Origin of the sequence: Streptomyces sp. BPTC-684, from assembly GCF_030028635.1 — a bacterium.
GTDB classification, from domain to species: Bacteria; Actinomycetota; Actinomycetes; order Streptomycetales; family Streptomycetaceae; genus Streptomyces; species Streptomyces noboritoensis.
Genome location: NZ_CP124863.1, coordinates 3,669,027 through 3,693,327, shown reverse-complemented (window position 1 = coordinate 3,693,327; position 24,301 = coordinate 3,669,027). Strand labels below are relative to the sequence as shown.

19 protein-coding genes and 1 tRNA gene are annotated in these 24,301 nt (G+C 71.5%); 10 read left to right on the top strand and 10 right to left on the bottom strand.

Translation table 11 applies throughout. The features are described 5' to 3' along the window. Positions 1–23 precede the first annotated feature (23 nt). The 5 genes from QIY60_RS16465 to pth all read left to right on the top strand — a co-directional run bounded on the left by QIY60_RS16465 (position 24) and on the right by pth (position 4,260). A tRNA-Gln gene (locus QIY60_RS16465) sits at positions 24–98 on the top strand. A 157-nt stretch (positions 99–255) separates the two neighbouring features. Beyond that, the gene (gene glmU / locus QIY60_RS16460; RefSeq protein WP_349253925.1) at positions 256–1,743 is read left to right on the top strand and encodes a bifunctional UDP-N-acetylglucosamine diphosphorylase/glucosamine-1-phosphate N-acetyltransferase GlmU; all 1,488 of its coding nucleotides are present in this window, start codon (positions 256–258) and stop codon (positions 1,741–1,743) included. Between the two features lie 117 nt (positions 1,744–1,860). Continuing rightward, positions 1,861–2,835 carry a ribose-phosphate diphosphokinase gene (locus tag QIY60_RS16455; protein WP_101388680.1) on the top strand — a complete coding sequence of 325 codons (975 nt, stop codon included), beginning with the start codon at positions 1,861–1,863 and terminating at the stop codon, positions 2,833–2,835. 184 nt (positions 2,836–3,019) lie between these two features. Next, positions 3,020–3,610 carry a 50S ribosomal protein L25/general stress protein Ctc gene (locus tag QIY60_RS16450; RefSeq protein WP_283143128.1) on the top strand — a complete coding sequence of 197 codons (591 nt, stop codon included), beginning with the start codon at positions 3,020–3,022 and terminating at the stop codon, positions 3,608–3,610. Between the two features lie 68 nt (positions 3,611–3,678). Beyond that, positions 3,679–4,260, top strand: a complete 582-nt coding sequence (gene pth, locus QIY60_RS16445; protein ID WP_283143127.1) for an aminoacyl-tRNA hydrolase — start codon at positions 3,679–3,681, stop codon at positions 4,258–4,260. Positions 4,261–4,332: 72 nt separating this feature from the next. Here pth and ppc read toward each other — a convergent pair whose 3' ends face one another. Continuing rightward, positions 4,333–7,062, bottom strand: a complete 2,730-nt coding sequence (gene ppc, locus QIY60_RS16440) for a phosphoenolpyruvate carboxylase (RefSeq protein WP_283143126.1) — start codon at positions 7,060–7,062, stop codon at positions 4,333–4,335. 218 nt (positions 7,063–7,280) lie between these two features. Here ppc and QIY60_RS16435 point away from each other — a divergent pair, with 218 nt between their 5' ends. The 3 genes from QIY60_RS16435 to QIY60_RS16425 all read left to right on the top strand — a co-directional run bounded on the left by QIY60_RS16435 (position 7,281) and on the right by QIY60_RS16425 (position 10,981). Next, a complete protein-coding gene (locus QIY60_RS16435; RefSeq protein WP_283143125.1) occupies positions 7,281–8,309 on the top strand; it encodes a fatty acid desaturase in 1,029 nt (342 codons plus the stop codon). After that, positions 8,306–9,010: a TetR/AcrR family transcriptional regulator gene (locus QIY60_RS16430; protein WP_283143124.1), complete on the top strand. Its 705-nt coding sequence runs from the start codon at positions 8,306–8,308 to the stop codon at positions 9,008–9,010. Before QIY60_RS16435 ends, QIY60_RS16430 begins: the two co-directional genes overlap by 4 nt. Before the next feature lie 282 nt (positions 9,011–9,292). After that, positions 9,293–10,981 carry a VCBS repeat-containing protein gene (locus QIY60_RS16425; protein WP_349253924.1) on the top strand — a complete coding sequence of 563 codons (1,689 nt, stop codon included), beginning with the start codon at positions 9,293–9,295 and terminating at the stop codon, positions 10,979–10,981. Positions 10,982–11,032: 51 nt separating this feature from the next. Here QIY60_RS16425 and QIY60_RS16420 read toward each other — a convergent pair whose 3' ends face one another. Beyond that, a complete protein-coding gene (locus QIY60_RS16420; protein ID WP_283143123.1) occupies positions 11,033–12,037 on the bottom strand; it encodes a methyltransferase domain-containing protein in 1,005 nt (334 codons plus the stop codon). Positions 12,038–12,168: 131 nt separating this feature from the next. On the opposite strand from QIY60_RS16420, the gene QIY60_RS16415 reads away from it, so the two are divergent. Then, positions 12,169–12,666 (top strand): MarR family transcriptional regulator, encoded by a 498-nt coding sequence (locus QIY60_RS16415; RefSeq protein WP_283143122.1) that lies wholly within the window; start codon positions 12,169–12,171, stop codon positions 12,664–12,666. Here QIY60_RS16415 and QIY60_RS16410 read toward each other — a convergent pair. Continuing rightward, complete coding sequence (locus QIY60_RS16410; RefSeq protein WP_067159989.1) at positions 12,625–13,392, bottom strand: response regulator transcription factor; 768 nt, start codon at positions 13,390–13,392, stop codon at positions 12,625–12,627. The genes QIY60_RS16415 and QIY60_RS16410 overlap by 42 nt on opposite strands. Positions 13,393–13,633: 241 nt before the next feature. Here QIY60_RS16410 and QIY60_RS16405 point away from each other — a divergent pair, with 241 nt between their 5' ends. Beyond that, entirely contained in the window at positions 13,634–14,074 is a 441-nt protein-coding gene (locus QIY60_RS16405; protein ID WP_283143121.1) for a GNAT family N-acetyltransferase, read from the top strand. A 25-nt stretch (positions 14,075–14,099) separates the two neighbouring features. Here the strand turns inward: QIY60_RS16405 and galK are convergent, their stop codons facing one another. From galK to QIY60_RS16370, 7 genes are all read right to left on the bottom strand, one after another. Further along, positions 14,100–15,254 (bottom strand): galactokinase, encoded by a 1,155-nt coding sequence (gene galK, locus QIY60_RS16400; RefSeq protein ID WP_283143120.1) that lies wholly within the window; start codon positions 15,252–15,254, stop codon positions 14,100–14,102. After that, a complete protein-coding gene (gene galE, locus QIY60_RS16395) occupies positions 15,247–16,215 on the bottom strand; it encodes a UDP-glucose 4-epimerase GalE (protein ID WP_283143119.1) in 969 nt (322 codons plus the stop codon). The genes galK and galE overlap by 8 nt, the downstream gene beginning before the upstream one ends. Next, a complete protein-coding gene (gene galT, locus QIY60_RS16390) occupies positions 16,212–17,261 on the bottom strand; it encodes a galactose-1-phosphate uridylyltransferase (RefSeq protein WP_283143118.1) in 1,050 nt (349 codons plus the stop codon). The genes galE and galT overlap by 4 nt, the downstream gene beginning before the upstream one ends. A 145-nt stretch (positions 17,262–17,406) precedes the next feature. Beyond that, complete coding sequence (locus tag QIY60_RS16385) at positions 17,407–18,081, bottom strand: LuxR C-terminal-related transcriptional regulator (protein WP_283143117.1); 675 nt, start codon at positions 18,079–18,081, stop codon at positions 17,407–17,409. Between the two features lie 266 nt (positions 18,082–18,347). Continuing rightward, entirely contained in the window at positions 18,348–20,180 is a 1,833-nt protein-coding gene (locus QIY60_RS16380; RefSeq protein ID WP_283143116.1) for a PQQ-binding-like beta-propeller repeat protein, read from the bottom strand. Positions 20,181–20,229: 49 nt separating this feature from the next. Beyond that, the gene (locus QIY60_RS16375) at positions 20,230–22,014 is read right to left on the bottom strand and encodes a PQQ-binding-like beta-propeller repeat protein (RefSeq protein ID WP_283143115.1); all 1,785 of its coding nucleotides are present in this window, start codon (positions 22,012–22,014) and stop codon (positions 20,230–20,232) included. A gap of 253 nt (positions 22,015–22,267) precedes the next feature. Continuing rightward, positions 22,268–24,076 carry an ABC-F family ATP-binding cassette domain-containing protein gene (locus QIY60_RS16370; protein ID WP_283143114.1) on the bottom strand — a complete coding sequence of 603 codons (1,809 nt, stop codon included), beginning with the start codon at positions 24,074–24,076 and terminating at the stop codon, positions 22,268–22,270. Between the last annotated feature and the right edge of the window lie 225 nt (positions 24,077–24,301).

Genomic DNA, 24,301 nt, shown 5'->3' with positions numbered 1-24,301 from the left:
ATGTCGGTTCGAACCGGTTTCCATCCCCCGTGGTGTAATTGGCAGCACTGAGGCTTTTGGTGCCTTATGTCCGGGTTCGAGTCCTGGCGGGGGAGCCAGCGCAGTTCGGGTCCTGACCACAAAGGTCGGGACCCGGTTGTTTTTCCCCGCCGCTCCCCCCTTTTGTTCTCCACGCGCCGACCCTCCTGGCATTTCCGCCCCCAGACCCCCCGGTATCCTGCGGATGTCCACCACACAAAGCCGAAGGGCATTCCCGTGAGCGCCAATCTTCCCCAAGTTCTCGGCTCCGCTCGAACAGGGGAGACCCCACTGGCAGCCGTCGTCGTCCTCGCCGCGGGTGAGGGCACCCGCATGAAGTCGGCCACCCCCAAGGTCCTGCACGAGATCTGCGGGCGCTCGCTCGTCGGCCACGTCGTGGCGGCCGCCCGCGAGCTCGACCCCGAGCACCTCGTCGTGGTCGTCGGCCACGCCCGTGAGCAGGTCGCCGCGCACCTCGGCGCGATCGACGCCTCGGTGCGCACCGCCGTCCAGTACGAGCAGAACGGCACCGGCCACGCCGTGCGGATGGCCCTGGAGGAGCTCGGCCAGTCCATCGAGGGCACCGTCGTGGTGGTCTGCGGCGACACCCCGCTGCTCACCGGCGCCACGCTGGCGGAGCTGACCCGTACGCACGAGGCGGACGGCAACGCCGTCACCGTGCTCACCGCCGAAGTCCCCGACTCGACCGGCTACGGCCGGATCGTGCGCGACGGCGAGTCCGGCGCGGTCACCGCGATCGTCGAGCACAAGGACGCCACCGAGGCCCAGCGCGCTATCAAGGAGATCAACTCCGGCGTCTTCGCCTTCGACGGGGCCCTGCTCGCGGACGCGCTCGGCAAGGTCCGCACGGACAACAGCCAGGGCGAGGAGTACCTCACCGACGTCCTCGGCATCCTGCGCGAGGCCGGGCACCGCGTCGGCGCCTCGGTCGGCGGCGACCACCGCGAGATCCTCGGCATCAACAACCGGGTGCAGCTCGCCGAGGCCCGCCGGCTGCTCAACGACCGCCTGCTTGAGCGCGCGATGCTCGCGGGCGTGACCGTCGTCGACCCGGCCACCACCTTCGTCGACGTCACCGTCACCTTCGAGCAGGACGCGCTCGTCCACCCCGGCACCCAGCTGCTCGGCAGCACGCACCTGGGCCGCGGCGCCGAGGTCGGCCCCAACTCCCGCCTCACCGACACCCAGGTGGGCCCGGACGCGCGCGTGGACAACACCGTGGCGTACGACTCCGAGGTCGGCGAGGGCGCGTCGGTGGGCCCGTACGCCTATCTGCGCCCGGGCACCCGCCTCGGCGTGAAGGCCAAGATCGGCACGTACGTCGAGACCAAGAACGCGACGATCGGCGAGGGCACCAAGGTCCCGCACCTGTCGTACGTGGGCGACGCCACCATCGGCGAGTACTCGAACATCGGCGCCGCGAGCGTCTTCGTGAACTACGACGGCGAGGCCAAGCACCACACCACGATCGGCTCGCACTGCAAGACGGGCTCGGACAACATGTTTGTTGCTCCTGTCACAGTGGGGGACGGCGCCTACACCGCGGCCGGGTCCGTCATCACCAAGGACGTGCCCGCCGGCTCGCTGGCCGTCGCCCGTGGCCAGCAGCGGAATATCGAGGGCTGGGTGGCCCGCAAGCGGCCGGGCAGCGCGGCCGCGCAGGCGGCTGCGGCCGCCTCCGAAGAGGCCGTTGGCGAAAACTGACCGGAAACATCCACGCCTGTCACGGCGTACCGTGATAGACGCACACGATTCGGCTGGCTCGTCGCCAAGGGACCGCGCGGGCTCAGCAGCAGAAGACACCTCTGAGGAGACAGTGCTGTGACCGGGATCAAGACGACCGGCGAGAAGAAGCTGATGCTCTTCTCCGGCCGCGCCCACCCCGAGCTGGCCGAGGAGGTCGCGCACCAGCTGGGTGTCGGCCTCGTGCCGACGAAGGCCTTCGACTTCGCCAACGGTGAGATCTACGTCCGCTTCCAGGAGTCGGCGCGCGGCGCCGACTGCTTCCTGATCCAGAGCCACACGGCTCCGATCAACAAGTGGATCATGGAGCAGCTGATCATGATCGACGCGCTGAAGCGCGCGTCGGCCCGCTCCATCACCGTGATCGTGCCGTCCTACGGGTACGCCCGCCAGGACAAGAAGCACAAGGGCCGCGAGCCGATCTCGGCCCGCCTGGTCGCCGACCTCCTCAAGACCGCGGGCGCCGACCGGATCCTCACGGTCGACCTGCACACCGACCAGATCCAGGGCTTCTTCGACGGCCCGGTCGACCACCTCACCGCCCTGCCGGTCCTCGCGGACTACGTGGGCGCCAAGGTCGACCGCTCCAAGCTGACGATCGTCTCCCCGGACGCCGGCCGCGTGCGCGTCGCCGACCGCTGGTGCGACCGCCTGGACGCTCCCCTTGCGATCGTCCACAAGCGCCGCGACAAGGACGTCGCCAACCAGGTGACCGTCCACGAGGTCGTCGGTGACGTCAAGGGCCGCGTCTGCGTCCTGGTCGACGACATGATCGACACCGGTGGCACCATCTGCGCCGCCGCCGACGCCCTGTTCGCGCACGGCGCCGAGGACGTCATCGTGACGGCCACGCACGGCATCCTGTCCGGCCCCGCCGCCGACCGGCTGAAGAACTCCAAGGTCAGCGAGTTCGTCTTCACGAACACCCTGCCCGACCCGGCCGACCTGGAGCTGGACAAGGTCACCGTCCTCTCCATCGCCCCGTCGATCGCCCGCGCGGTCCGCGAGGTCTTCGAGGACGGCTCGGTCACCAGCCTCTTCGAGGAGCAGTAGGCAGCACCGCTCCGGAAGATCCTTTTGGGTACGGCCTCCCCGCCGGGTAGACTCATCGAGTTGCTCGGCGAGGGAGGCCGTACCCATAGGTACGGCGGTCCGTTATCGACGCGCTCTTCGTAGCAGGCCAGTCGTGGCCGGGTAACCCGCCACAACTATCCATCTGGTTATACGAGGAGTGCGCATGTCCGAGATCAAGCTCGCCGCCGAGGTCCGCAACAGCTTCGGCAAGGGCGCCGCCCGCAGCATCCGCCGTGAGAACAAGGTTCCGGCCGTCGTCTACGGTCACGGCACCGAGCCGGTCCACGTCACCCTGCCGGGCCACCAGCTGCAGCTCGCCCTGCGCACCCCGAACGTCCTGCTCTCCCTGGACATCGACGGCAAGAACGAGCTGGCGATCCCGAAGGCCGTCCAGCGCGACGCCATCAAGGGCTACCTGGTCCACGTCGACCTGCTGCTCGTGCGCCGCGGCGAGAAGGTCACGGTCGAGGTCGCCGTCGAGACCGAGGGCGACCTGGCCCCGGGCAGCTTCCTGGTCGAGAACGTGCTGAACACGCTCTCCGTCGAGGCCGAGGCCACCCACATCCCGACCTCCGTGACCGTCTCCATCGAGGGCCTGGAGGCCGGCGCCTCCATCCACGCCAAGGACGTCGCGCTGCCCAAGGGCACCACGCTGGCCACCGACCCCGAGGCCGTCGTCATCCAGATCCTGGCCGCCCAGGCCGAGGAGCCGGCCGCCGAGGCCGCCGAGGGCGACGCGTCCGCCGAGGCCTGAGCCTGAGCGGGGGCGCTCCGGCGCCCCCGCACCCCCTCCCCACCTACTCCCCGCGGAGACAGACGCACATGGACGCCCCCTGGCTCGTCGTGGGCCTCGGCAACCCCGGCCCCGAGTACGCCGCCAACCGGCACAACATCGGGTTCATGGTCGCGGACCTGCTCGCGGAGCGCATGGGCGCCAAGTTCAAGGCGCACAAGGCGCGGGCCCAGGTCGTCGAGGGCCGCATCGGCCCGGCCGGGCCGCTGAACCGCCGCGTGATCCTGGCCAAGCCCCTGTCGTACATGAACCTCTCGGGCGGCCCGGTCACCCAGCTGCGCGACTTCTACAAGGTGCCCACCGAGAACGTCGTGGCCGTCCACGACGAGCTGGACATCGACTACGGAGTGCTCCGCCTGAAGCTCGGCGGCGGCGACAACGGCCACAACGGCCTCAAGTCGATGACCAAGTCGCTCGGCCCGGACTACCACCGCGTCCGCTTCGGCATCGGCCGCCCGCCGGGCCGGATGCAGGTCGCGGACTTCGTCCTGAAGGACTTCTCGTCGACCGAGCGCAAGGAGCTCGACTACTTCGTGGACCGCGCGGCCGACGCCGTCGAAGCGCTGGTCATCGAGGGTCTTGAGCGCGCCCAGTCGACGTACAACTCCTAGCGCGTCACGTACGTACGAGAAAGCCCCGGCAGCCGATCGGCCACCGGGGCTCCGCCGTGTCCCGCGCGGGGGTCAGCCGGTGTTGCGCAGGCCCGCCGCGACACCGTTGACGGTCAGCAGCAGCGCCCGGGCGAGCAGCGGGTCGGGGCTCTCGCCGCGCTCCGCCTCGGCCCGCTGACGGGCGAGCAGGGACACCTGGAGGTAGGAGATCGGGTCCAGGTAGGCGTCCCGGATCGCGAAGGTCTGCTGGAGCACCGGGTGCGAGCCGAGCAGCTCCTCGCCGCCGGTGATGCGCAGCACCTCGCTCACGGTGAGCGCGTGCTCCGCCTCGATGTCGGCGAAGACGTGCTTGAGCTCGTCCGGCACCAGCGTGTCGACGTAGTGGCGGGCGATCCGCAGGTCCGTCTTGGCCAGCGTCATCTCCACGTTCGAGATGAAGTTCCGGAAGAAGTGCCACTGCTCGTGCATCTCGTCCAGGACCGTGTCCAGACCGGCCTCGCGCAGCGCCTTCAGGCCCGAGCCGACGCCGTACCAGCCGGGCACGATCTGCCGCGACTGCGTCCAGCCGAACACCCACGGGATGGCCCGCAGGCCGTCCAGGCCCGCGCCGGAGTCCGGGCGGCGCGAGGGGCGCGAGCCCAGGTGCAGCTCGGCGAGCTGGTCGACGGGCGTGGAGGCGAAGAAGTACGCGGGCAGGTCCGGGTCCTCGACCAGCTTGCGGTAGGCCGCGTGGGCCGCGTCGGAGACCGTGTCCATCGCCGCGTCCCAGCGCGCCAGCGCCTCGTCGGACTGGCGCGGGGCGGTGTGCAGGGCGGACGCCTGGAGGGTGGCCGCCACCGTCAGCTCCAGGTTCTCCCTGGCCAGCGACGGGATGAGGTACTTGTCGGAGATGACCTCGCCCTGCTCGGTCACCTTGATCTCGCCCTCCAGGGTGCCCCAGGGCTGCGCCAGGATCGCGTCGTGCGAGGGGCCGCCGCCGCGGCCGACGGTGCCGCCGCGGCCGTGGAAGAGCCGCAGCCGCACGCCGTAGCGGTGGGCGACGTCGCGCAGCCTGCGCTGGGCGCGGTGGATCTCCCACTGGCTGGTGGTGATGCCGCCGAACTTGGAGGAGTCGGAGTAGCCGAGCATGACCTCCTGGACGTCGCCGCGCAGCGACACCAGGCGCCGGTAGGACGGGTCGGCCAGCATCTCGTCCAGGATGACGTCGGCGGCGCGCAGCTCGTCCGTGGTCTCCAGGAGCGGCACGATGCCGATCTTCGCCCAGCCCGCGTGCAGGTCGACGAGCCCGGCCTCGCGGGCGAGCACGGCCGCCGCGAAGACGTCGTCGGCGCCCTGGCACATCGAGATGATGTACGACTCGATGACCTCGGGGCCGAACCGCTCGAAGGCCTCCTTGATCGTGCCGAAGACGCCCAGGGTCTTCTGCCCTGCCTCGTCCAGCGGCGCGGGCGTGGGGGCCAGCGGGCGGCGCGAGCGGAGCTCCTTGGCGAGCAGCTTCTGCCGGTACTCGCGCGGCATGTCCGCGTACCGCCAGGACTCCTCGCCGAGCCGGTCGAAGAGCTGGCCGAGCGCGTGGTGGTGGGCGTCGGCGTGCTCGCGCACGTCCATGGTGGCGAGCTGGAGGCCGAACGCGGCGAGCGTGCGGATCGTCCGGTCCATCCGGCCGTCGGCGAAGAGCGCGCCGCGGTGGGCGCGCAGCGACGTCTGGATCAGCGTGAGGTCGGCGAGGAGCTCGGAGGTGCCCAGGTAGTCGCGGCCGCTCTGGTGCGGGGTGCCCTTGGCGAGCCGCTCCTTGGTGTTGACGAGCTTCTGCCGGACGCAGGTCGCCTTGAGCCGGTAGGGCTCCTCGGCGTTGAGCCGCTTGTAGCGGGGGCTGATCTCGGGCAGCGCCTCCAGGTCGGCCTGGAGGGAGGCGAGGAGCTCCTCGGTGGCGCCCGCGTACCGGATCGAGTTGGAGAGCAAGCCGCGCAGGAAGTCGATCACTTCGAGCGCGTCGTTGATGCCGTGCTCGTGCTGGAGGATCAGCACGTCCCAGGTGACCTGCGGGGTCACGTTGGGGTTGCCGTCCCGGTCGCCGCCGATCCAGGTGCCGAAGGTGAGCGGCCGGGTGCCGGCGGGCAGCTCGACGCCGACCCGCTCCAGCTCGGCCGCCAGGTCCTCCAGGACGTCGCCGACCGCGTTGGCGTGCAGCTCGTCCAGGTAGTAGATGGCGTTGCGCGCCTCGTCGGCGGGCTCGGGGCGGACCACGCGCAGCTCGTCGGTCTGCCAGATGAGGTCGATGTTCTCGGCGAGCCGCAGGTCGTGGCGGCGCCGGTCGGCCTCGGTGACCGGGGTCTCCAGGAGCGCCGCGATCCGGCGCAGCTTGTTGAGGACGGAGCGGCGGGCCGCCTCGGTGGGGTGCGCGGTGAAGACCGGGCGCACGTTCAGGTTCTTGACCGTCTCGCGCAGGTGCTCGGGGTCGGCGTCCTTGAGCATGTCGGCGGTGCGGGCGAGCAGCCCGCCCTCGGCGGCCCGGTGGGCGCGCAGCTCACGGCCGCGGTGCACCTGCTCGGTGACGTTGGCGAGGTGGAAGTAGGTGGAGAAGGCCCGTACGAGCTTGGCCGCGGTCTCCACCTCGGTGCCGCCGAGCAGCTCGGCGGCGGCCTCGCCGTCCGTACGGGTGAGGGCGCGCACGCGCTCGACGAGCTCCAGGAGCTCGGGCCCTTCCTGGCGGACGAGCGCCTCGCCCAGGAGGTCACCCAGTCGGCGGATGTCGGCGCGCAGCTCGGGGCTGGCGGCAGGGGTCTGGTCGGCACTGCTCACAGGTGCGGCTCCTTGCAGTGTTTGAGCACGTCTGGAGGGGTACTGGAGGCTTGCGGACCGCGCTGTCCGACGAGACCCAGGATAGGTGTCCGGGTGCGCGGCGCGATGCACTGCCCTCTTGTAAGGGATCGCGGCACTGCCATACTTACGTCGCCGTAGGTTACGGATGCGTAGCCTGGCCTCTCGTCTTCCTCTCTCACCCCGCAGGGGGATTCCCCATGACCACAAGCCCCGACCTCATCGACCCGGCCACCGAGCCGCCGGGTTCCTCCGCGACCCGCGGGGGCGAGAGCAAACGGTCCGTCGAACAGATCGCGCTGCTGCTCTTCATCGTCGTGCCGTTCGTGGCGCTGCTCGCCGCGGTGCCGCTGGCCTGGGGCTGGGGCGTGAGCTGGCTGGACCTCGGCCTGATGGTGTTCATGTACTACCTGGGCTGCCACGGCGTCACCATCGGCTTCCACCGCTACTTCACGCACGGCTCCTTCAAGGCCAAGCGCCCGCTGCGGATCGCGCTCGCGGTGGCCGGGTCGATGGCCGTGGAGGGCCCGCTGGTGCGCTGGGTGGCGGACCACCGCAAGCACCACAAGTTCTCCGACGCGGACGGCGACCCGCACTCCCCGTGGCGGTTCGGCGAGACGCTGCCCGCGCTGATGAAGGGCCTGTGGTGGGCCCACATCGCCTGGATGTTCAACGAGGAGCAGACCTCGCAGGAGAAGTACGCGCCCGACCTGATCAAGGACCCGGCGATCCGCCGGATCTCGCGCGACTTCGTCTTCTGGACGATCCTGTCCCTCGCCATCCCGCCGATCGTGGGCGGTCTGGTGACGATGTCGTGGTGGGGCGCGTTCACCGCGTTCTTCTGGGGCTCGCTGGTCCGGGTCGCGCTGCTGCACCACGTGACCTGGTCGATCAACTCGATCTGCCACGCGGTCGGCAAGCGCCCCTTCAAGTCCCGCGACCGCTCCGGCAACGTGTGGTGGCTGGCGGTCCTGTCGTGCGGCGAGTCCTGGCACAACCTGCACCACGCCGACCCGACCTCGGCCCGGCACGGGGTGATGCGCGGCCAGATCGACTCCAGTGCCCGGATCATCCGCTGGTGCGAGCAGCTGGGCTGGGCGTACGACGTGCGCTGGCCCACCGAGGCCCGCCTCGACGCCAAGCGCAGCGAGCCCGGCGCCCCCTCCCGGCGTGCTCAGAAGGCCGCCGAGGAGAGCGCCCGTAAGGAGAAGGCCGCAGAGGCGGCATGATGGAGGACGTGGCGACCGACTCCAGCACCACCCGCACGACCAGCAACAACGGCTCGTCGGCGGGCACCGAACGACCCCGGCGGACCCGCCGTACCCGGATGACGGGCGCGGAGCGCCGGGAGCAGTTGCTGGACATCGGCCGCACGCTCTTCGCCGAGAAGGGTTTCGAGGGCACTTCCGTGGAGGAGATCGCGGCGAAGGCCGGCGTCTCCAAGCCCGTGGTCTACGAGCACTTCGGCGGCAAGGAGGGGCTGTACGCGGTGGTGGTCGACCGCGAGATGCGCTCGCTCCTGGACGGCGTGACGGGCGCCCTGACGGCGGGGCACCCGCGCGAGCTCCTGGAGCAGGCCGCGTTCGCGCTGCTCGACTACATCGAGAAGTACACGGACGGTTTCCGGATCCTGGTGCGGGACTCGCCCGTCGCCCAGTCGACGGGCACCTTCGCCTCGCTGATCTCCGACATCGCGACCCAGGTCGAGGACATCCTCGGCCTGGAGTTCAAGGCCCGCGGCTTCGACCCCAAGCTCGCCCCGCTGTACGCGCAGGCGCTGGTGGGAATGGTCGCGCTGACCGGCCAGTGGTGGCTGGACGTGCGCAAGCCCAAGAAGGCGGAGGTGGCCGCGCACCTGGTGAACCTGGCGTGGCACGGCCTCGACGGCTTGGAGCAGAAACCGCGGCTGATAGGGCACCGCAAGAACTGAGCGGTGGCGGGTCCCGAAATGACGCGGGTCCCGAATGATCTCGAATGGGTCGCGAGTTCCACTCGTGGCCCATTTTCCACTTCAACCACACTCGCATCAGCTGTAGGCTTCACGCACATTCCCGGGGGGAATCCGGCATTACCTCGTGTGTGGCCACGCGCGCCCTGAGCGCTGCGCGTGAGCCCCGTGGGAAACGTGCCCGCGCGCGTCCGCTCAGGCGTGATCCGCGAGGAATTCTCCCCGGTTCCACCCGCATATTCCCTGGGGGGAATTTTGTCTTCTGTGCGCACTCTGCGCCCCGGCCGCCTCGCGGCCTGCACCGCCCTCGCGCTCTCGGCCGGCATGCTGCTGTCCGGCACGGCTTCGGCCGAGGATGCCCCGGCGGCGCCGCACGCCGCCGTGAAGCCCGCCAAGCCGGGCCTCACCGAGCGGCCGACGCTGACGCTGCCCAAGCAGTCCAAGAGGTCCTCGGCTGCCGCCGCCACGCCGCTCAAGCCCCGGCTGGACCTCGACAAGAACGGCAACAGCGACCTGCTGTACCGGGCTATCGACGACAAGGTCTACACGGGCAAGGGCGAGCTGCAGCAGGCCTTCGGCCAGTTCAAGGACCTGATCGCCCCCGGCGACCTGAACGGCGACGGCTCGCCGGAGGTACTGGTCGTGTCCCCGACCGGCACCCTGTCGCTGTTCTCCGGCGTGACCAAGGACGGCGGCGCGTACTACAGCCCTTGGAGCGGCCCGGGCTGGAACGCCTACAACAAGCTGTTCGCCCCTGGTGACGTCAACGCCGACGGCAAGTACGACCTCTTCGCCCGCACACCCTCCGGCGACCTCTACCTGTACCTGGGCAACGGCAGCGCCTCCGGCGACCCGTTCGCCGCCAAGGTCAAGGTCGGCGGCGGCTGGCAGGCGTACGACCAGCTGGTCGGCGCCAACGACGTCAACGGCGACGGCATCGGCGACGTCCTGGCCCGCACCCCCGGCGGCGACCTCTACTTCTACGCGGGCACCGGCAACGCCTCCGCCCCGCTGAAGCAGCGCGTCAGGATCGGCGGCGGCTGGAACACGTACAACCAGATCGTCCCGCTGGACGACGCCAACGGCGACGGCCTCGCCGACATCGCCGGGCGCACCGTCGGCGGCACGTTCTACGTCTACCTGGCCGACGGCACCGGCAACTTCAAGGACCGCTCCGAGGGCGGCAGCAACTGGAACTCCGCCCACTTCTTCGCCTCGCAGGGCGGCAACACCACGTACGGCAAGAGCGACCTGATGGGCCGGGACGGCCAGGGCACGCTGTACTGGTACTACTCGAAGAACAACGGCAACCTCAGCGACCGACAGCGCGCCAGCGACGTCGGCGGCTGGGCGGGCGCGAACATGACGTTCACGTCGTCGCTCAACAGCGGCGACCGCTACGGCTCCATCGCCGAGGTGCTGCAGGACGGCTCGCTGCACGTCAACGGTTCGTACGTCAGCGGCGGCTGGGGCAACTACAACCTGCTCGTCGGCCCCGGCGACCTCAACAACGACGGCAAGGGCGACCTGCTCACCCGCGACGGCTCCGGCACCCTGTGGCTGCAGCGGGGCAACGGCGAGGGCACCGGGTTCGCCTCCCGTCTGAAGGTCGGCGGCGGCTGGAACGGCTACGACAGGATCGTCGGCGCGGGTGACCTCACCGGGGACGGGCTCACGGACATCGTCGCGCGCACCGGCGACGGCAAGCTCTACCTGTACGCGGGCACGGGCGTGTCGACCTCGCCGTTCAAGTCGCGGGTCTACGTCGGCCCGGGCTGGCAGCAGTTCAAGAACATCGCGTCCCCCGGCGACCTCAACGGCGACGGCCGTGTCGACCTGATCGCCACCAACTCCCGTGGCGAGGCGTTCCGTTACGACTCGAACGGCTACGGCGGCTTCAAGTCCCGCGTGAAGCTGGGCGACGGCTGGAACACGTACCGCGACCTGTACTAGGCCGTGACGTGACAGTGCCCCGCGCCCCGGAAGGGGTGCGGGGCACTGTCGTCAGCGGTCCTTCCTGCGCGCCACCGCGAAGATCCGGCGGAACGGGAAGACCGTGCCGTACGGGCCCGGCGGGTACGCGCGGCGCAGCAGGTCGCGGTATTCGGCGAGGAAGGCCTCCGTCGCCTCCTCGTCGTCGGCGAGCGCGGTCAGGGCCGGGCGCAGGGCGGTGCCCTTGACCCAGTCCAGGACCGGGTCCTCGCCGGGCAGCAGCTGGGAGTAGGTCGTCTCCCAGACCTCGGCCTCGCAGCCGAGGTCCGTCAGACGCAGCAGGTAGTCGGAGGGTTCGAGGATGTGGACGTAGCGGCGCCCGTGGTCGCCCAGGCGGGCGCGCCAGCGCGGCGACTCGCAGAGCTCGCCGAGCAGGGCGTGGCTGGGCGAGGTGAAGTTGCCGGGGACCTGGAAGGCGAGGGTGCCGCCGGGGGTGAGGCCGTCGATCCAGCAGGCGAAGGACTCCGGGTGGTTGGGGACCCACTGGAGGGCCGCGTTGGAGACGATCAGGTCGTACGGCTCCTCGGGCGTCCAGTGGGCGAGGTCGGCGGGGCGGAAGTCCAGCCAGCCGCCGCCCGGGGTGGTGCCCGCGTGGTCCTTGTCGGCCTGGGCGAGCATCTCGGGCGAGAGGTCGAAGCCGGTGACGCGGGCGTCGGGCCAGCGGTCGGCGAGCAGGGTGGTGACGTTCCCCGGGCCGCACCCGAGGTCCGCGATCCGGGCGGGCGGACGGGTCCCGGCCCCGCTGAGGACGTCCGGGGCGTGCGGGGCGCCCACGCCCCGGACGCCGGGCACTCCCCCGGCGGCGGCCGTGTCGGCGGCGGCCGCGCCGGAGACGCCCGGCAGGGCCGGGATCCTCGCCAGCAGATCTAGGAACGGCCGGGTGCGATGGCCGGAATGGTGCAGGTACTGCTGCGGATCCCAGACGGGAGCGGGCAGCGGGACGGGCGTCCGGACGGACGTGTCGGTGGACTCCCGGGGCGCCGTCTCGACGGACTCCGGGACGAAATCGGAATGCATGTTCGAGCCCCCTTGCAGGTACGGGCGGGCGAAGCGGAACAGGGTCCCGGCCCCTCCATGCCCAATGGTGGGGGTTTATATATCTTGACATCAAGAGACTTCACATCGACAGACCCTCTACACTGATCGTCATGGAGGACGAGGTCGACCGACTGGTCTCAGCATGGCGACGCGAGCGCCCGGACCTCGACGTGGAGCCGCTGGAGGTGCTCAGCCGCGTCAGCAGGCTGGCGCGCCACCTCGACCGGGCCCGCAGACTCGCCTTCTCCGAGCACCAGCTGGAGCCCTGGGAGTTCGACGTCCTGACGTCGCTGCGGCGCGCGGGCGCCCCCTACCAGCTCTCTCCCGGGCAGCTGCTCACCCAGACGCTGGTCACCTCCGGCACCATGACCAACAGGATCGACCGGCTCACCAAGAAGGGCCTGGTCGAGCGGCTCCCCGACCCCAGCGACCGGCGCGGGGTACTGGTCCGCCTCACCCCCGAGGGGCGCGACCGGGCGGACCAGGCGCTGGCCGGGCTCCTGGAGCAGGAGCGGGCCATCCTGGCCCAGCTGTCGCGCACCCAGCGGGGTGAACTGGCCGGGCTGCTACGCCAGTTGACCGCCCCGTTCGACAACGTCCCCGGCTAGGTCGACCGGGCCCACCCCGGCCCGGCGCGCCAGGGCGACGGCGGCCAGCGTGGAGTGCACGCCGAGCTTGCCCAGCACGTTCTGCATATGGGTGCGGACCGTGTGCGGGGAGAGGAAGAGGCGCTCGGCGACCGCCTTGCGGCCGAGCCCGGCGACCATGCACCGCAGCACCTCGCGCTCGCGCGGGGTCAGCGACTCCACCAGGCGCTCGCTCTCGGTGCGGTGCTTGCGGGCGGCCGTGAGCTCGCGCAGGACGCCGGTGAGCAGCGCGGGCGGCAGATGCGTCTCGTCCCGCAGCACTCCTCTGATCACCGCGAGCAGCCGCTGGAGCGAGCAGTCCTTGGCGACCCAGCCGGACGCCCCCGCCTGGAGGGCGAGCGCGGCGCGGCGCGGGTCGTCCTTCTCGGCGAGCACCACCGTACGCACGGCGGGCTGGCCCGAACGGACCCCGGCGACCAGCGAGATGCCGTCCACCAAGCCGTCGGCACCACCGCCGTCCGGCACGGCACGGGCCACCGGCGCCCCGGCGAGCGCGCCGAGGTCGGCGTCGACGAGCATCACGTCGAAGCGGCGCCCCTCGGAGGCCCCCCGCTCCAGACAGCGCAGCGCGGCGGGGCCGCTGCCGGCCGCCGCGACGTCGACGTCGGGCTCGGCCGCCAGGGCGGCGGCCAGCGACTCAGCGAAGATTCGGTGGTCATCCACCACGAGAACCCGGATACGAACCACAGACACCCCCATGCGTCGGGGAACGGACCGGTCAGGGCACGGCGCCCGGAAAGGGGAGCAACGCAGTCGCGCGGCCGCCGCCGTGGACTGACTGGTACCCCACCCCGGGCGTCGTACCCGACTGTCTCGCCCCCTGATCAACACCGGCCCCCACCGGTGCTGTGCTTCAGAGTAGGGCCGTGGGCCGGAAGCGGAAGGTAATTTGCAGAACTGATTGGCCGGGGTGTTTAGGGTGTGGCCCATGTTTCGTTTTGAGACGGAAGTGGACAAGGCACGACGGATTCTGCTGGGTCAGCGGCTCAAGGACACCAATACGGAACGTTCTTCGGCGCTGCGTGCCCTGCGCGGCACCCCGGGCGAGAAGGAACAGCCGCTGCACGTCTGGGCGCTGGACGCGAAGGGCGACCTGGCGGGCGGTCTGACCGGCCGCGTCTGGGCGACCTGGCTCCATGTGGACCTGCTGTGGGTGGACGCGGCCCACCGGGGCGCGGGCCTGGGCGCCGAACTCCTCGCCCGCGCCGAGGAGTCGGCCCGCACCGAGCACGCCTGCGCCTGGTCGCGCCTGGAGACCTGGGACTTCCAGGCGCCCGGCTTCTACCGCAAACAGGGGTACGAGGTGGTGGGCGAGGTGCCCGAGTACCCGCCGGGCGTAACGGAGTTCATCCTGACCAAACGGCTGTGAGCCGGGGCGCACACCGATCCACCGCTCAGCTCCTGCGGCGCGCCCCCGCCGACGGGAGCGCCGGGAAGGTCCTGGGCGCGGTGTACCCGGCCGCCGCGAACGCCTCCTCGACCGACTTGGTGACCGTGTCCGCCGTCGCCGCCTCGACCAGGACGATCGCCGACCCGCCGAAGCCGCCGCCCGTCATCCGCGCGCCGAGCGCCCCGGCCGCCACCGACGCGGCCACCACCAGGTCCAACTCGGCGCAGGAGACCCGCAGATCGTCGCGGAGCGAGGCGTGGCCCTCGGTCAGGACCGGGCCTACCGCGCGCGGATCGCCCGCCGCGAGGTGCGCCGCGACCCGCTCCACCCGCTCGTTGTCGCTCACCACATGGCGTACGCACCGGCGAACGGTTTCGGAGTCGAGCCTGGCCAGCACGGACTGAAGGCGCGCGTACGGAACCTCGCGCAGGGTCCGCACACCGAGCGCCCGCGCACCCGCCTCGCAGGCGGCGCGCCGCTCGGCGTACGCGCCGTCTCCCAGCGCGTGCTTCACCCGGGTGTCCACGACGAGGAGCGCGAGTCCGTGCGCGGCGAGGTCGAAGGGGACCTGGCGCAGCGAGAGGTCCCCGGTGTCCAGGTGGAGCACATGGCCCTCGGCGCAGCAGGCGGACGCGGTCTGGTCCATGATGCCGCAGGGGACGCCCACGAAGGCGTTCTCGGCGCGCTGCGCGAGCCGCGCCAACTCGGGCCGGGTGAGCCCCAGTTCGTACAGGTCGTTCAGGGCGAGCGCGGTCACGACCTCCAGGGCCGCCGAGGAGGAGAGCCCGGCGCCGGTCGGCACCGAGGACGACAGATGGATGTCCGCGCCCGTCACCGGGTGCCCGGCCGCCCGCAGCGCCCAGACCACGCCCGCCGGGTACGCCGCCCAGCCGCCGCCCGACAGGGGCTCCAGGGCGTCCGTGTCGAGCCGGACCACCCCGCCGTCCATGTCCGCCGAGTGCAGCCTCAGCACCCCGTCGGCGCGCCGCGCGACCGCCGCGACCGCCGTGTGCGGCAGCGCGAGCGGCATCACGAAGCCGTCGTTGAAGTCGGTGTACTCCCCGATGAGGTTGACCCGCCCGGGCGCCTCCCAGACCCCCTCGGGGGCCCTGCCGTACAGCTCCTGGAACGCGTCGGTGATGTCGGTGATATCAGCCATCCGCGCGCTCCCGCCGGGCGAACTCCCAGGCGTCCGCGACGATCCCTGCGAGGTCCGCGCGCGACGGTGTCCAGCCGAGCCGCTGGTGCGCGCGGGCGGCGGAGGCCACCAGGACCGCCGGGTCGCCCGGCCGCCGCCCGGCCGTGACCTCGGGGACCGGATGCCCGGTGACCTTCCGTACGGTCTCGATGACCTCGCGGACGGAGAAGCCGTTGCCGTTGCCGAGGTTGCAGATCAGGTGCTCGCCCGCGGTGGCCGCGTCCAGTGCGAGCAGATGCGCCTCGGCGAGGTCGGCGACGTGGATGTAGTCGCGGACGCAGGTGCCGTCCGGGGTCGGGTAGTCGTCCCCGTACACCGAGATCGACTCCCGCTCGCCGAGGGCGACCTGGAGGACCAGCGGGATCAGGTGCGACTCGGGGTCGTGGCGCTCGCCGCAACTGCCGTACGCCCCGGCCACGTTGAAGTACCGCAGCGAGACGGCCGCGAGGCCGTGGGCGGCGGCCTCGCCGGTGATCATGTGGTCGACGGCGAGCTTGGAGGCGCCGTAGGGGCTGGTGGGGGCGGTGGGGGCGGCCTCGGTGAGCAGCGCGGAGGCCGGTTCTCCGTAGGTCGCGGCGGTGGAGGAGAACACCAGCTTGCGCACGCCCGCCGCGCGCATCGCGTCAAGCAGCGCCATGGTGCCGCCGACGTTGTTCGACCAGTACTTCTCGGGGTGCGCCACCGACTCGCCGACCTGCGAGAACGCGGCGAAGTGCAGCACGGCGCCGTACGAGGCGTCCAGCCACCGCGCGGCGTCCTGGACACGGCCCTCGATGAAGTGCGCGCCCGCCGGGACGGCCTCGCCGAAGCCCGTGGAGAGGTCGTCGAGAACGGTCACCGTGTGGCCCGCCTCCAGGAGGTGGCGCGCGACCACGCTGCCGACGTAGCCGGCGCCGCCGGTGACCAGGTACTTCCCGCTCATTTGCTCGCTACCTCTCGCAGTCGCCGGGCCGCGGCCTCCGGCGGCACGTCGTTGATGAACACACTCATGCCGGATTCGGAACCCGCGAGGAACTTCAGCTTGCCGGAAGTGCGGCGAATGGTGAAAAGCTCAAGGTGGAGCGCGAATTCGTCCCGGTCCGCACCCCCGGAGAACGGCGCCTGGTGCCAGGCCGAGATGTACGGCGTGGGCGGTTCGGCGTCCCCGAAGATCCGGTCGAAGCGCCTCAAGAGTTCCAGATAGACCTGTGGGAACTCCGTGCGCGCCCCGTCGTCCAGGGCCCGCAGGTCCGGGACGCGCCGGCGGGGGTGGAGGTGCACCTCGTACGGCCAGTGCGCGGCGTACGGCACGAAGGCGACCCAGTGCTCGCCCTCCAGGACGACCCGGACGCGCTCGGCGAGCTCGCGCGCGACCACGTCGTCGAAGAGGTTGCGGCCGCCGGTGCGCTCGCGGTGCTCGGCCAGCGAGCGGAGCATCAGGGCGGTGCGGGGGGTGGTGAAGGGGTAGCCGTAGATCTGGCCGTGCGGGTGGCCGAGGGTGACGCCGATCTCCGCGCCCCGGTTCTCGAAGCAGAACACCTGCTCCACCTGCGGGAGTTCGGCCAGTTCCGCGGTCCGGTCGGTCCAGGCCTCCAGGACGAGGGCGGTCTGCTCCTCGGTGAGGTCGGCGAAGGAGGCGTCGTGGTCGGGGGTGAAGCAGACGACCTCGCAGCGGCCGGAGTCCCCGGCGAGGGAGGGGAAGCGGTTCTCGAAGACGGCCACGTCGTAGTCGGCGGCCGGGATCTCGCTCTGCCGTCCGTCGCGCGAGGGGCACAGGGGGCAGGCGTCGGCGGGCGGGTGGTAGGTGCGGCCCTGGCGGTGGGAGGCGATGGCCACGGAGTCGCCGAGCAGGGGGTCGCGGCGGATCTCCGAGGCGGTGGAGACGGGGTCGAGCGGCCGGGTGTCCGCCTCGTCCCGTACGACGTCGTCCCGCGAGTCGTAGTAGAGCAGCTCACGGCCGTCGGCGAGCCGGGTCGACGTCTTCTTCACCTGCACCTCCATCAAACAGAACCAAACATAAAGAACCACGAGCCAACACCATCAGTCAATGGGCGCGACGAAGGCGGCCGGACACGCGTGTGGGCGCGACCGCCACGCGGTCGCGCCCACAGCAACAACAGAAGAGAGGTCCGGCTCAGCCCGTCGGGGGGACCGCCCGGTCCAGGAGGCCCGTGCGGGCCGCCAGCGCCGCCGCCTCCAGACGGGAGCCGACGCCCAGCTTCATCAGGACGCGCTGGACGTGGGTGCGCGCGGTGGAGGGGGCGATGCCCATGCCCGCGGCGATCAGCCGGGTGTCCTCGCCGTCCGCGACCCGGACCAGCACCTCGACCTCGCGCGGGGTCAGCATCTGCAGCAGCCGCTGCCCCTCGTCGTCCGGCTGCGCGGCCGGGTTGAGCAGCTCCGCGAAGGCGCCCTGGAGCAGCTGCGGCGCCACCGCCGCCTCCCCGGCCCGCGCCTTGACCATGGCGCGCTCCACGCCCTCGATGCGCTCGTCGTGCCGTACGTACCCCGACGCGCCCGCGGCGAAGGCGGCGGCGATCCCGCGCGGACTGGGCACCGGTCCGAGCACCACCACGGCCACCTGCGGCCGCTCGCGCTTGATCTTGACGATCGGGTCGAACACCCCCGGCTCGGCGGGCGTGGCCGTGCCGAGCAGACACACCTCCGGCGCCCGCGACACCACCAGCTCGGCCGCCCCGGCGACCGGCGCGGCCGCGGCGAGCACCCGGTGCCCGCGGAGCTTGAGTGCCGAGGCGAGCGCCTCCGCGAGCAGGCGGTGGTCGTCGACCACCATGAGCCGCACGCCCATCGAAGCAACCCCCATCCCCCCGGGGCACGTTGCCAACTCCCCTGGCCCGGCCCTCCCTGCCCCGGCAAGCTACACGCTTGTTCGACGTCGCGCGCCCCCTACCGGCGAGAAGACGCCCGGATTGCCGAAATCCCCGGCATTCAGGACTACTTGGCGAACGACCGTGTCCGCCCAGGTGAACGCGGTGGCCCCGGCCGCGGAGGGGTGCTCCGCGACCGGGGCCGCCATGGGGAGAAGTTGACGCCGTACGAACGGCGTCGCCGTTGTCAGCCGGTGCCGAGGCCGATCAGCAGGTACTTCTTCTCGTCGGTCAGCGTGCTCGGCTTGGAGATCAGCGTCGCCGACATGAAGAGCTTGCCGCCGGCGTACCGGATCTCGCCGTACTCCGGGCCGAACTGCGAGAGCGCGTCCCGTACGGAGGTGTCCGCCGGGTTCTGCAGCAGGACCGTCTGCTTGAAGCTGCCGCCGTCGATGCTGACGATCTGGCTGCCCTTGTCGTACGGGGGCTTCTTGAACGCGATGACGTTGTTGCCGTCCATCCGCAGCGGCGCGAGCGAGGAGCCGTCGCCCGCGTCGGCCTTGCCGGGCACGGCCTGGCCGGTGGCCAGGTCGAACGCCATGATCTCGTTGGTGCGGCCGCCGTCGGCGGTGCTGCCCGCGTGCTGCTCCGTCGGGACGTACAGCTTGCCGCCGCCCGCCGCGACCGAGGTGCACTTCTCCACCTCGGTGGAGTCGCAGTCGGCGGCGTACTTGTCGCCCGGCGCCGGGATGCGGGCCAGCAGCTTGCCGGTCTTGTCGTCGATCGAGAAGAAGTCCGAGATCCCGCTGCCGTCCCCGGCGGTGTCACCGACGTCGGCGGCCACGACCAGCGGCTTGGTCGAGACGATGTGCGCGTAGTCGACACCGGCCGGCATCTTGTACGAGGAGAGCGGCGCGCCCGTCTTCGGGTTCAGCGGCTGGATGGTGACCGTGGGGTTGTCGTAGTCGCCGCACTTGCGGACCGCGACCAGCGCCCCGCCGCCGCCGTAACCGGCGTCCTTGCACTGGTCGGTGGTGATCTTCGGCTGCCACAGCAGCTTGCCGGTGGCCAGGTCCCAGGCGGAGCCGCCCGAGGTGCCGCCGGTGGCGACCGTGCCGGCGCCGATGGTCACCTCCTCGTACGCCGCCTTGCGGTCGCCGTCCTTGACGGAGTTCGTCCAGGCCAGCTTGCCGGTGGCGAGGTCGAGCACCGCGACCTCGGTGCAGCGCGCGTACTTCTCGCCGGAGGCCTTGGGGCCCTCGTAGATGATCGCCGTCCTGCCCTCGGGGGTGACGTGCGTGGTCGCCGCGCAGACCGCGCCGGGCAGCGGCAGCTTCCACAGCTGGGTGCCCTTGGCGGGGTCGTAGCCGACGATCTCGTTGACGCCCGACTTGGCGTACACCTTGTCGGTCAGCCAGGAGCCGTCGACGTGGACCAGGTCGGCGACCTTGGGCTGCGGCACCTGGAAGAGCACCTTGGAGGCGACGTTGGCAGGAGTCTGCTCCTTGCCGCCGCCCCCGGTCGAGCCGCCGCCCGAGTCCTTGCCGCCGTCGGCGCCCTGCGTGGAGCCGGACTTGGACTCGTCCTTCTTGTCGCCGTCCTTGCCCTTGGCGTACCAGATGCCGCCGCCGACGATCAGCGCCACCGCGACGACCGCCGAGACGATGATCGTCATCTGGGCGTTGAGCTTCTTGCCGCCACCGGGGCCGCCCGGGGCGCCCTGCGGCGCCATGGGCTGGGTGACGAGCTGGTCGGGGTGGCCGTAACCCGGCTGCGGCTGGCCCGGGTAGCCGTAGCCCGGCTGGCCCGGGGGCGGCGTCTGCGGGTAGCCGTACGCGGACGGCTGGCCGGGCGGCGGGGTCTGCGGATAGCCGTACGCCGGGGCGGCCGGCGGCTGGGCCGGAGGCGTCGGCGGCATCGCCGGGGGCGGCGGCGTCGGGGCGCCGAAGCCGCCCGCCGGGGGCGGGGTGGGCGCGCCGAAACCACCGGCCGGGGGCTCCTGCGGGGCGCCGAAGCCTCCCGCCGGGGGCGGCGTCGGCTCGCCCGGCGGCTGCTGGGGCGGCTGGGGGGGCTGGCTCATGGCGTACGTACCTCTGCGGAAGGGAAGTGGGCGGGAGCGGGCGCGTTCATCAGTTGCCGAACCCCATCAGGGCCTTCTCCTTGGTGTCGCCCTTGGGGCTGGACACCCGGCCGTTGAGGATGAAGAACCGGCCGTCGCGGTAGACCACGTGCTTGGAGAAGAAGCCGTTCTCGATGGAGGCGGTGGACGCCGGGTTCTGGAGCACGATCTTCGGCTTGCCGCCGGTCGCCGCGATCTCCGCGACCGCGCCGCCCTGCTCGGTGGTGGGCGCGATGTAGGCGAGGACCTTGCCGCTCTCGGTGTTCAGCGGCAGCATCGTGCGGTCACCGCCCGCGGACGAACGCCACTTCTCCTTGCCGGTGTTGAGGTCGAACGCCACGACCTCGTTGGTGCGCCCGAAGCCGTCGCCGGAGCTGCGCTTGGGCTCGGTCGGCAGATAGAGCGTGTTGGCGTCGGCGGCGGCGCCCAGGCAGCCCTGGAGGTCGCGGTCGATGATCGCCCAGCCGCACTCCGGCTGGAAGCTGTCCTTGCTGCTCAGCTCGGAGCGCAGCGAGCCGTCGGGCTTGAACGTCGAGATGTTGTACTGCTTCTTGTCCTTGTTGGTCAGGTAGACCACCAGCGGGTCGGCGGAGAAGACCCGGGAGACCTTCCAGCCCTTGGGGAACTGCTTGGTCCACTTGGGCTTGCCGGTCGTGGCGTCGAGCTCCTGGATCTGGTCGACGCCGAGCGTGTCACCGCCGACCGTGCAGCTGCCCGCCGCGACCAGCCTGGGGCCGCCCGCGAAGGCGTCCGCGCGGCAGTTGCCGCTGCGCTCCTGACCGAAGACCTTCTTGCCGTCGAGGACGGAGAAGCCGCTGACGCCGCCCATCCGGGCCACCGCCACGGTGTTGCCGCTGATCGCCATGTCGAAGCTGGTCATGATGTCGAAGGCGTTCTCCGACGGGACCGCCACCTTCCAGCCCGCCTTGCCGGCCGCGAGGTCGACCTGCTGGAGCTGGTTGCACTTGGCGTTCTTGGTGGTGTTCTCCTGCACACCGAGGACGATCTTGCCGTTGGCGGTGGTCTGGTGCGGGGCGCCGCACAGCGGAGCGCTCAGCGGCACGCTCCACTTCTGCTTGCCGTCGGTCACCGAATAGCCGGTGACCTCCCGGTACATCGCCTTGACGACGGTGTCGCCGATGACCCACGGGCCGGACTGCTCGGCGCCGTTCTGGGTCAGCTGGGTGGCGTTCTCCTGGAGCCAGACCTTCGCCTCGCCGTCCTTGCGGCCCGCGTTGAGGTCGTCGCCCCCGGCCCGGCCGTCGCCCTTGCCGTCGCCGGAGTCCGCCGACGCGGAGCCGGTGGGCCGGGCGCTCTGGCTCTTCTTCGCCTCGGGCTTCTTGTCGTCGTCGCCGCCCTTGGTCGCGAAGTACACACCGCCGCCGACCACCAGCAGACCGGCCACGGCCGCAGCCACGATCACGGCGGGCTTGCCCTTGAAGGGGTTGCGGCCCCCGCCCGGCTGCTCGGGCATCGGGGCGCCCGGGTACTGGGGCTGCGTCGGGTAACCGCCGTAGGGACCCGGCTGCTGGCCGTAGGGGCCGGGCTGCTGGGCGTACGGGCCCGGCTGGCCGGGGGCCTGCGGGTAGCCGTAGCCCGGCTGGGCGCCGGGCGCCTGCGGATAGCCGTACGCGGGCGCGCCCTGCGGCGGGGCGGGCGGCATCGCGGGCGGCGGGCCCGCGGGCGGCGGCGGCATCTGCGGCGGCTGGGCGGGCGGGACGGGTGCTCCGGCGGGCGGGTCCGTGGGTGCCCCGAAGCCCCCCTGCGGCGGCTGCTGGCTGGGCGGCTGGGTCACGCGTGTTTCCCCCTTCGTGCGGACCGCTGCCCGAACGGACTCCCCCGCGTTTCCGGAGCGGAATCGGACATGGTCCCGCACAGTTTGCGTCAGTCGAGCGGGGCTTCTTTCTATCACCCGCACCCCCTCGAACAGGGGGCCGGTCCGCCCCTGTTCCCAAGGGCGGACCGGCCTGTGATGCGCCTGTTATGGAGTTTGCACGTGCTCTTTACGACTCGTCACGCGACCTCGACAGTCCCACGCGTCCCACGCGTTACTGGGCCTCCTCGGCCAGTTCCAGCCAGCGCAGCTCCAGCTCGTCGCGCTCGCCGATGAGGCCGCGCAGCTCCGCGTCGAGCTTGGCGACCTTCTCGAAGTCGGTGGCGTTGTCGGCGATCTGCGCGTGCAGGCTGGTCTCCCGGTCGGAGATCTTGTTCAGCTGCCGCTCGATGCGCTGGAGTTCCTTCTTGGCGGCGCGGCTGTCGGCGGACGAGGCCGTGCCGGCGGGCCGGGCGGCGGCCGGCGCCGGGGCGGGGGCGGCCTCCTCGATCATCCGCTTGCGCCGCTCTAGGTACTCGTCGATGCCGCGCGGCAGCATCCGCAGGGCCGCGTCGCCGAGCAGCGCCCACACCCGGTCGGTGGTGCGCTCGATGAAGAACCGGTCGTGCGAGATGACGACCATCGAGCCGGGCCAGCCGTCGAGCAGGTCCTCCAGCTGGGTCAGCGTCTCGATGTCGAGGTCGTTGGTGGGCTCGTCGAGGAACAGCACGTTCGGCTCGTCCATCAGCAGCCGCAGCAGCTGGAGCCGCCGCCGCTCACCGCCGGAGAGGTCCCCCACGGGAGTCCACTGCTTCTCTTTCCCGAACCCGAACTGCTCGCACAGCTGCCCGGCCGTCATCTCCCGGCCCTTGCCGAGGTCGACCCGGTCCCGGATCTGCTGGACGGCTTCCAGGACCCGCAGCTCGGCGGGGAGTTCGGTGACGTCCTGCGAGAGGTAGGCGAGCCGCACGGTCTTGCCGACCTTGATCTGCCCGCCCGCGGGCTGCGCCTCGCCGTCGGTACGGGACGCCTCGGCCAGGGCCCGGAGCAGCGAGGTCTTGCCCGCGCCGTTCACGCCGACCAGGCCGATCCGGTCGCCCGGGCCGAGCTGCCAGGTCAGGTGCTTGAGCAGCACCTTGGGCCCGGCCTGGACGGTCACGTCCTCCAGGTCGAAGACGGTCTTGCCGAGCCGCGCGTTGGCGAACTTCATCAGCTCGGAGGTGTCGCGCGGCGGCGGCACGTCCGCGATGAGCTCGTTGGCGGCCTCGATGCGGTAGCGCGGCTTGGAGGTGCGGGCGGGGGCGCCGCGCCGCAGCCAGGCCAGCTCCTTGCGCATCAGGTTCTGCCGCTTGGCCTCCTCGGTCGCGGCGATGCGGTCCCGCTCGGCGCGGGCGAACACGTAGTCCGAGTAGCCGCCCTCGTACTCGTACACGCTGCCCCGCTGGACGTCCCACATCCGGGTGCAGACCTGGTCCAGGAACCACCGGTCGTGGGTGACGCACACCAGCGCCGAGCGGCGGGCCTGGAGGTGGGCGGCCAGCCAGGCGATGCCCTCCACGTCCAGGTGGTTGGTGGGCTCGTCCAGGATGATCAGGTCCGGGTCGGCGATGAGCAGCTTGGCGAGCGCGATGCGGCGGCGCTCGCCGCCGGAGAGGGGGCCGATGACCGTGTCCAGGCCGCTCTCGAAGCCGGGCAGGTCGAGGCCGCCGAACAGGCCCGTCAGCACGTCGCGGATCTTGGCGTTGCCCGCCCACTCGTGGTCGGCGAGGTCGCCGATCACCTCGTGGCGGACGGTCGCCTTCGGGTCCAGCGAGTCGTGCTGGGTGAGCACGCCGAGCCGGAGCCCGCCCACGTGCGTGACCCGGCCGGTGTCGGCCTCCTCCAGCTGCGCGAGCATCCGGATGAGGGTGGTCTTGCCGTCTCCGTTACGGCCGACCACACCGATCCGGTCCCCTTCGGAGACGCCGAGGGAGACGCCGTCGAGCAGGGCACGGGTGCCGTATACCTTGCTGACTGCCTCGACATTGACCAGGTTGACGGCCATTTCACTCCTGAGCAGGGGGCTTGGATCGTCCCCCAGGGTACTTCCCGGGCGACCACCCCTCGTTTGCGACGAGGTGGCCGCCCCGCCCCGGGCGCACGTGGTGCCCTGTTTTTAGGGGCGCGGGGAACTGCGCGAGCAACCCCCACCGGGCCGCGGACGAAGAACGACCTCTTTCAGGTGCAGACCGTGCGTGGCCGGGCGCGCAGTTCCCCGCGCCCCTAGGTG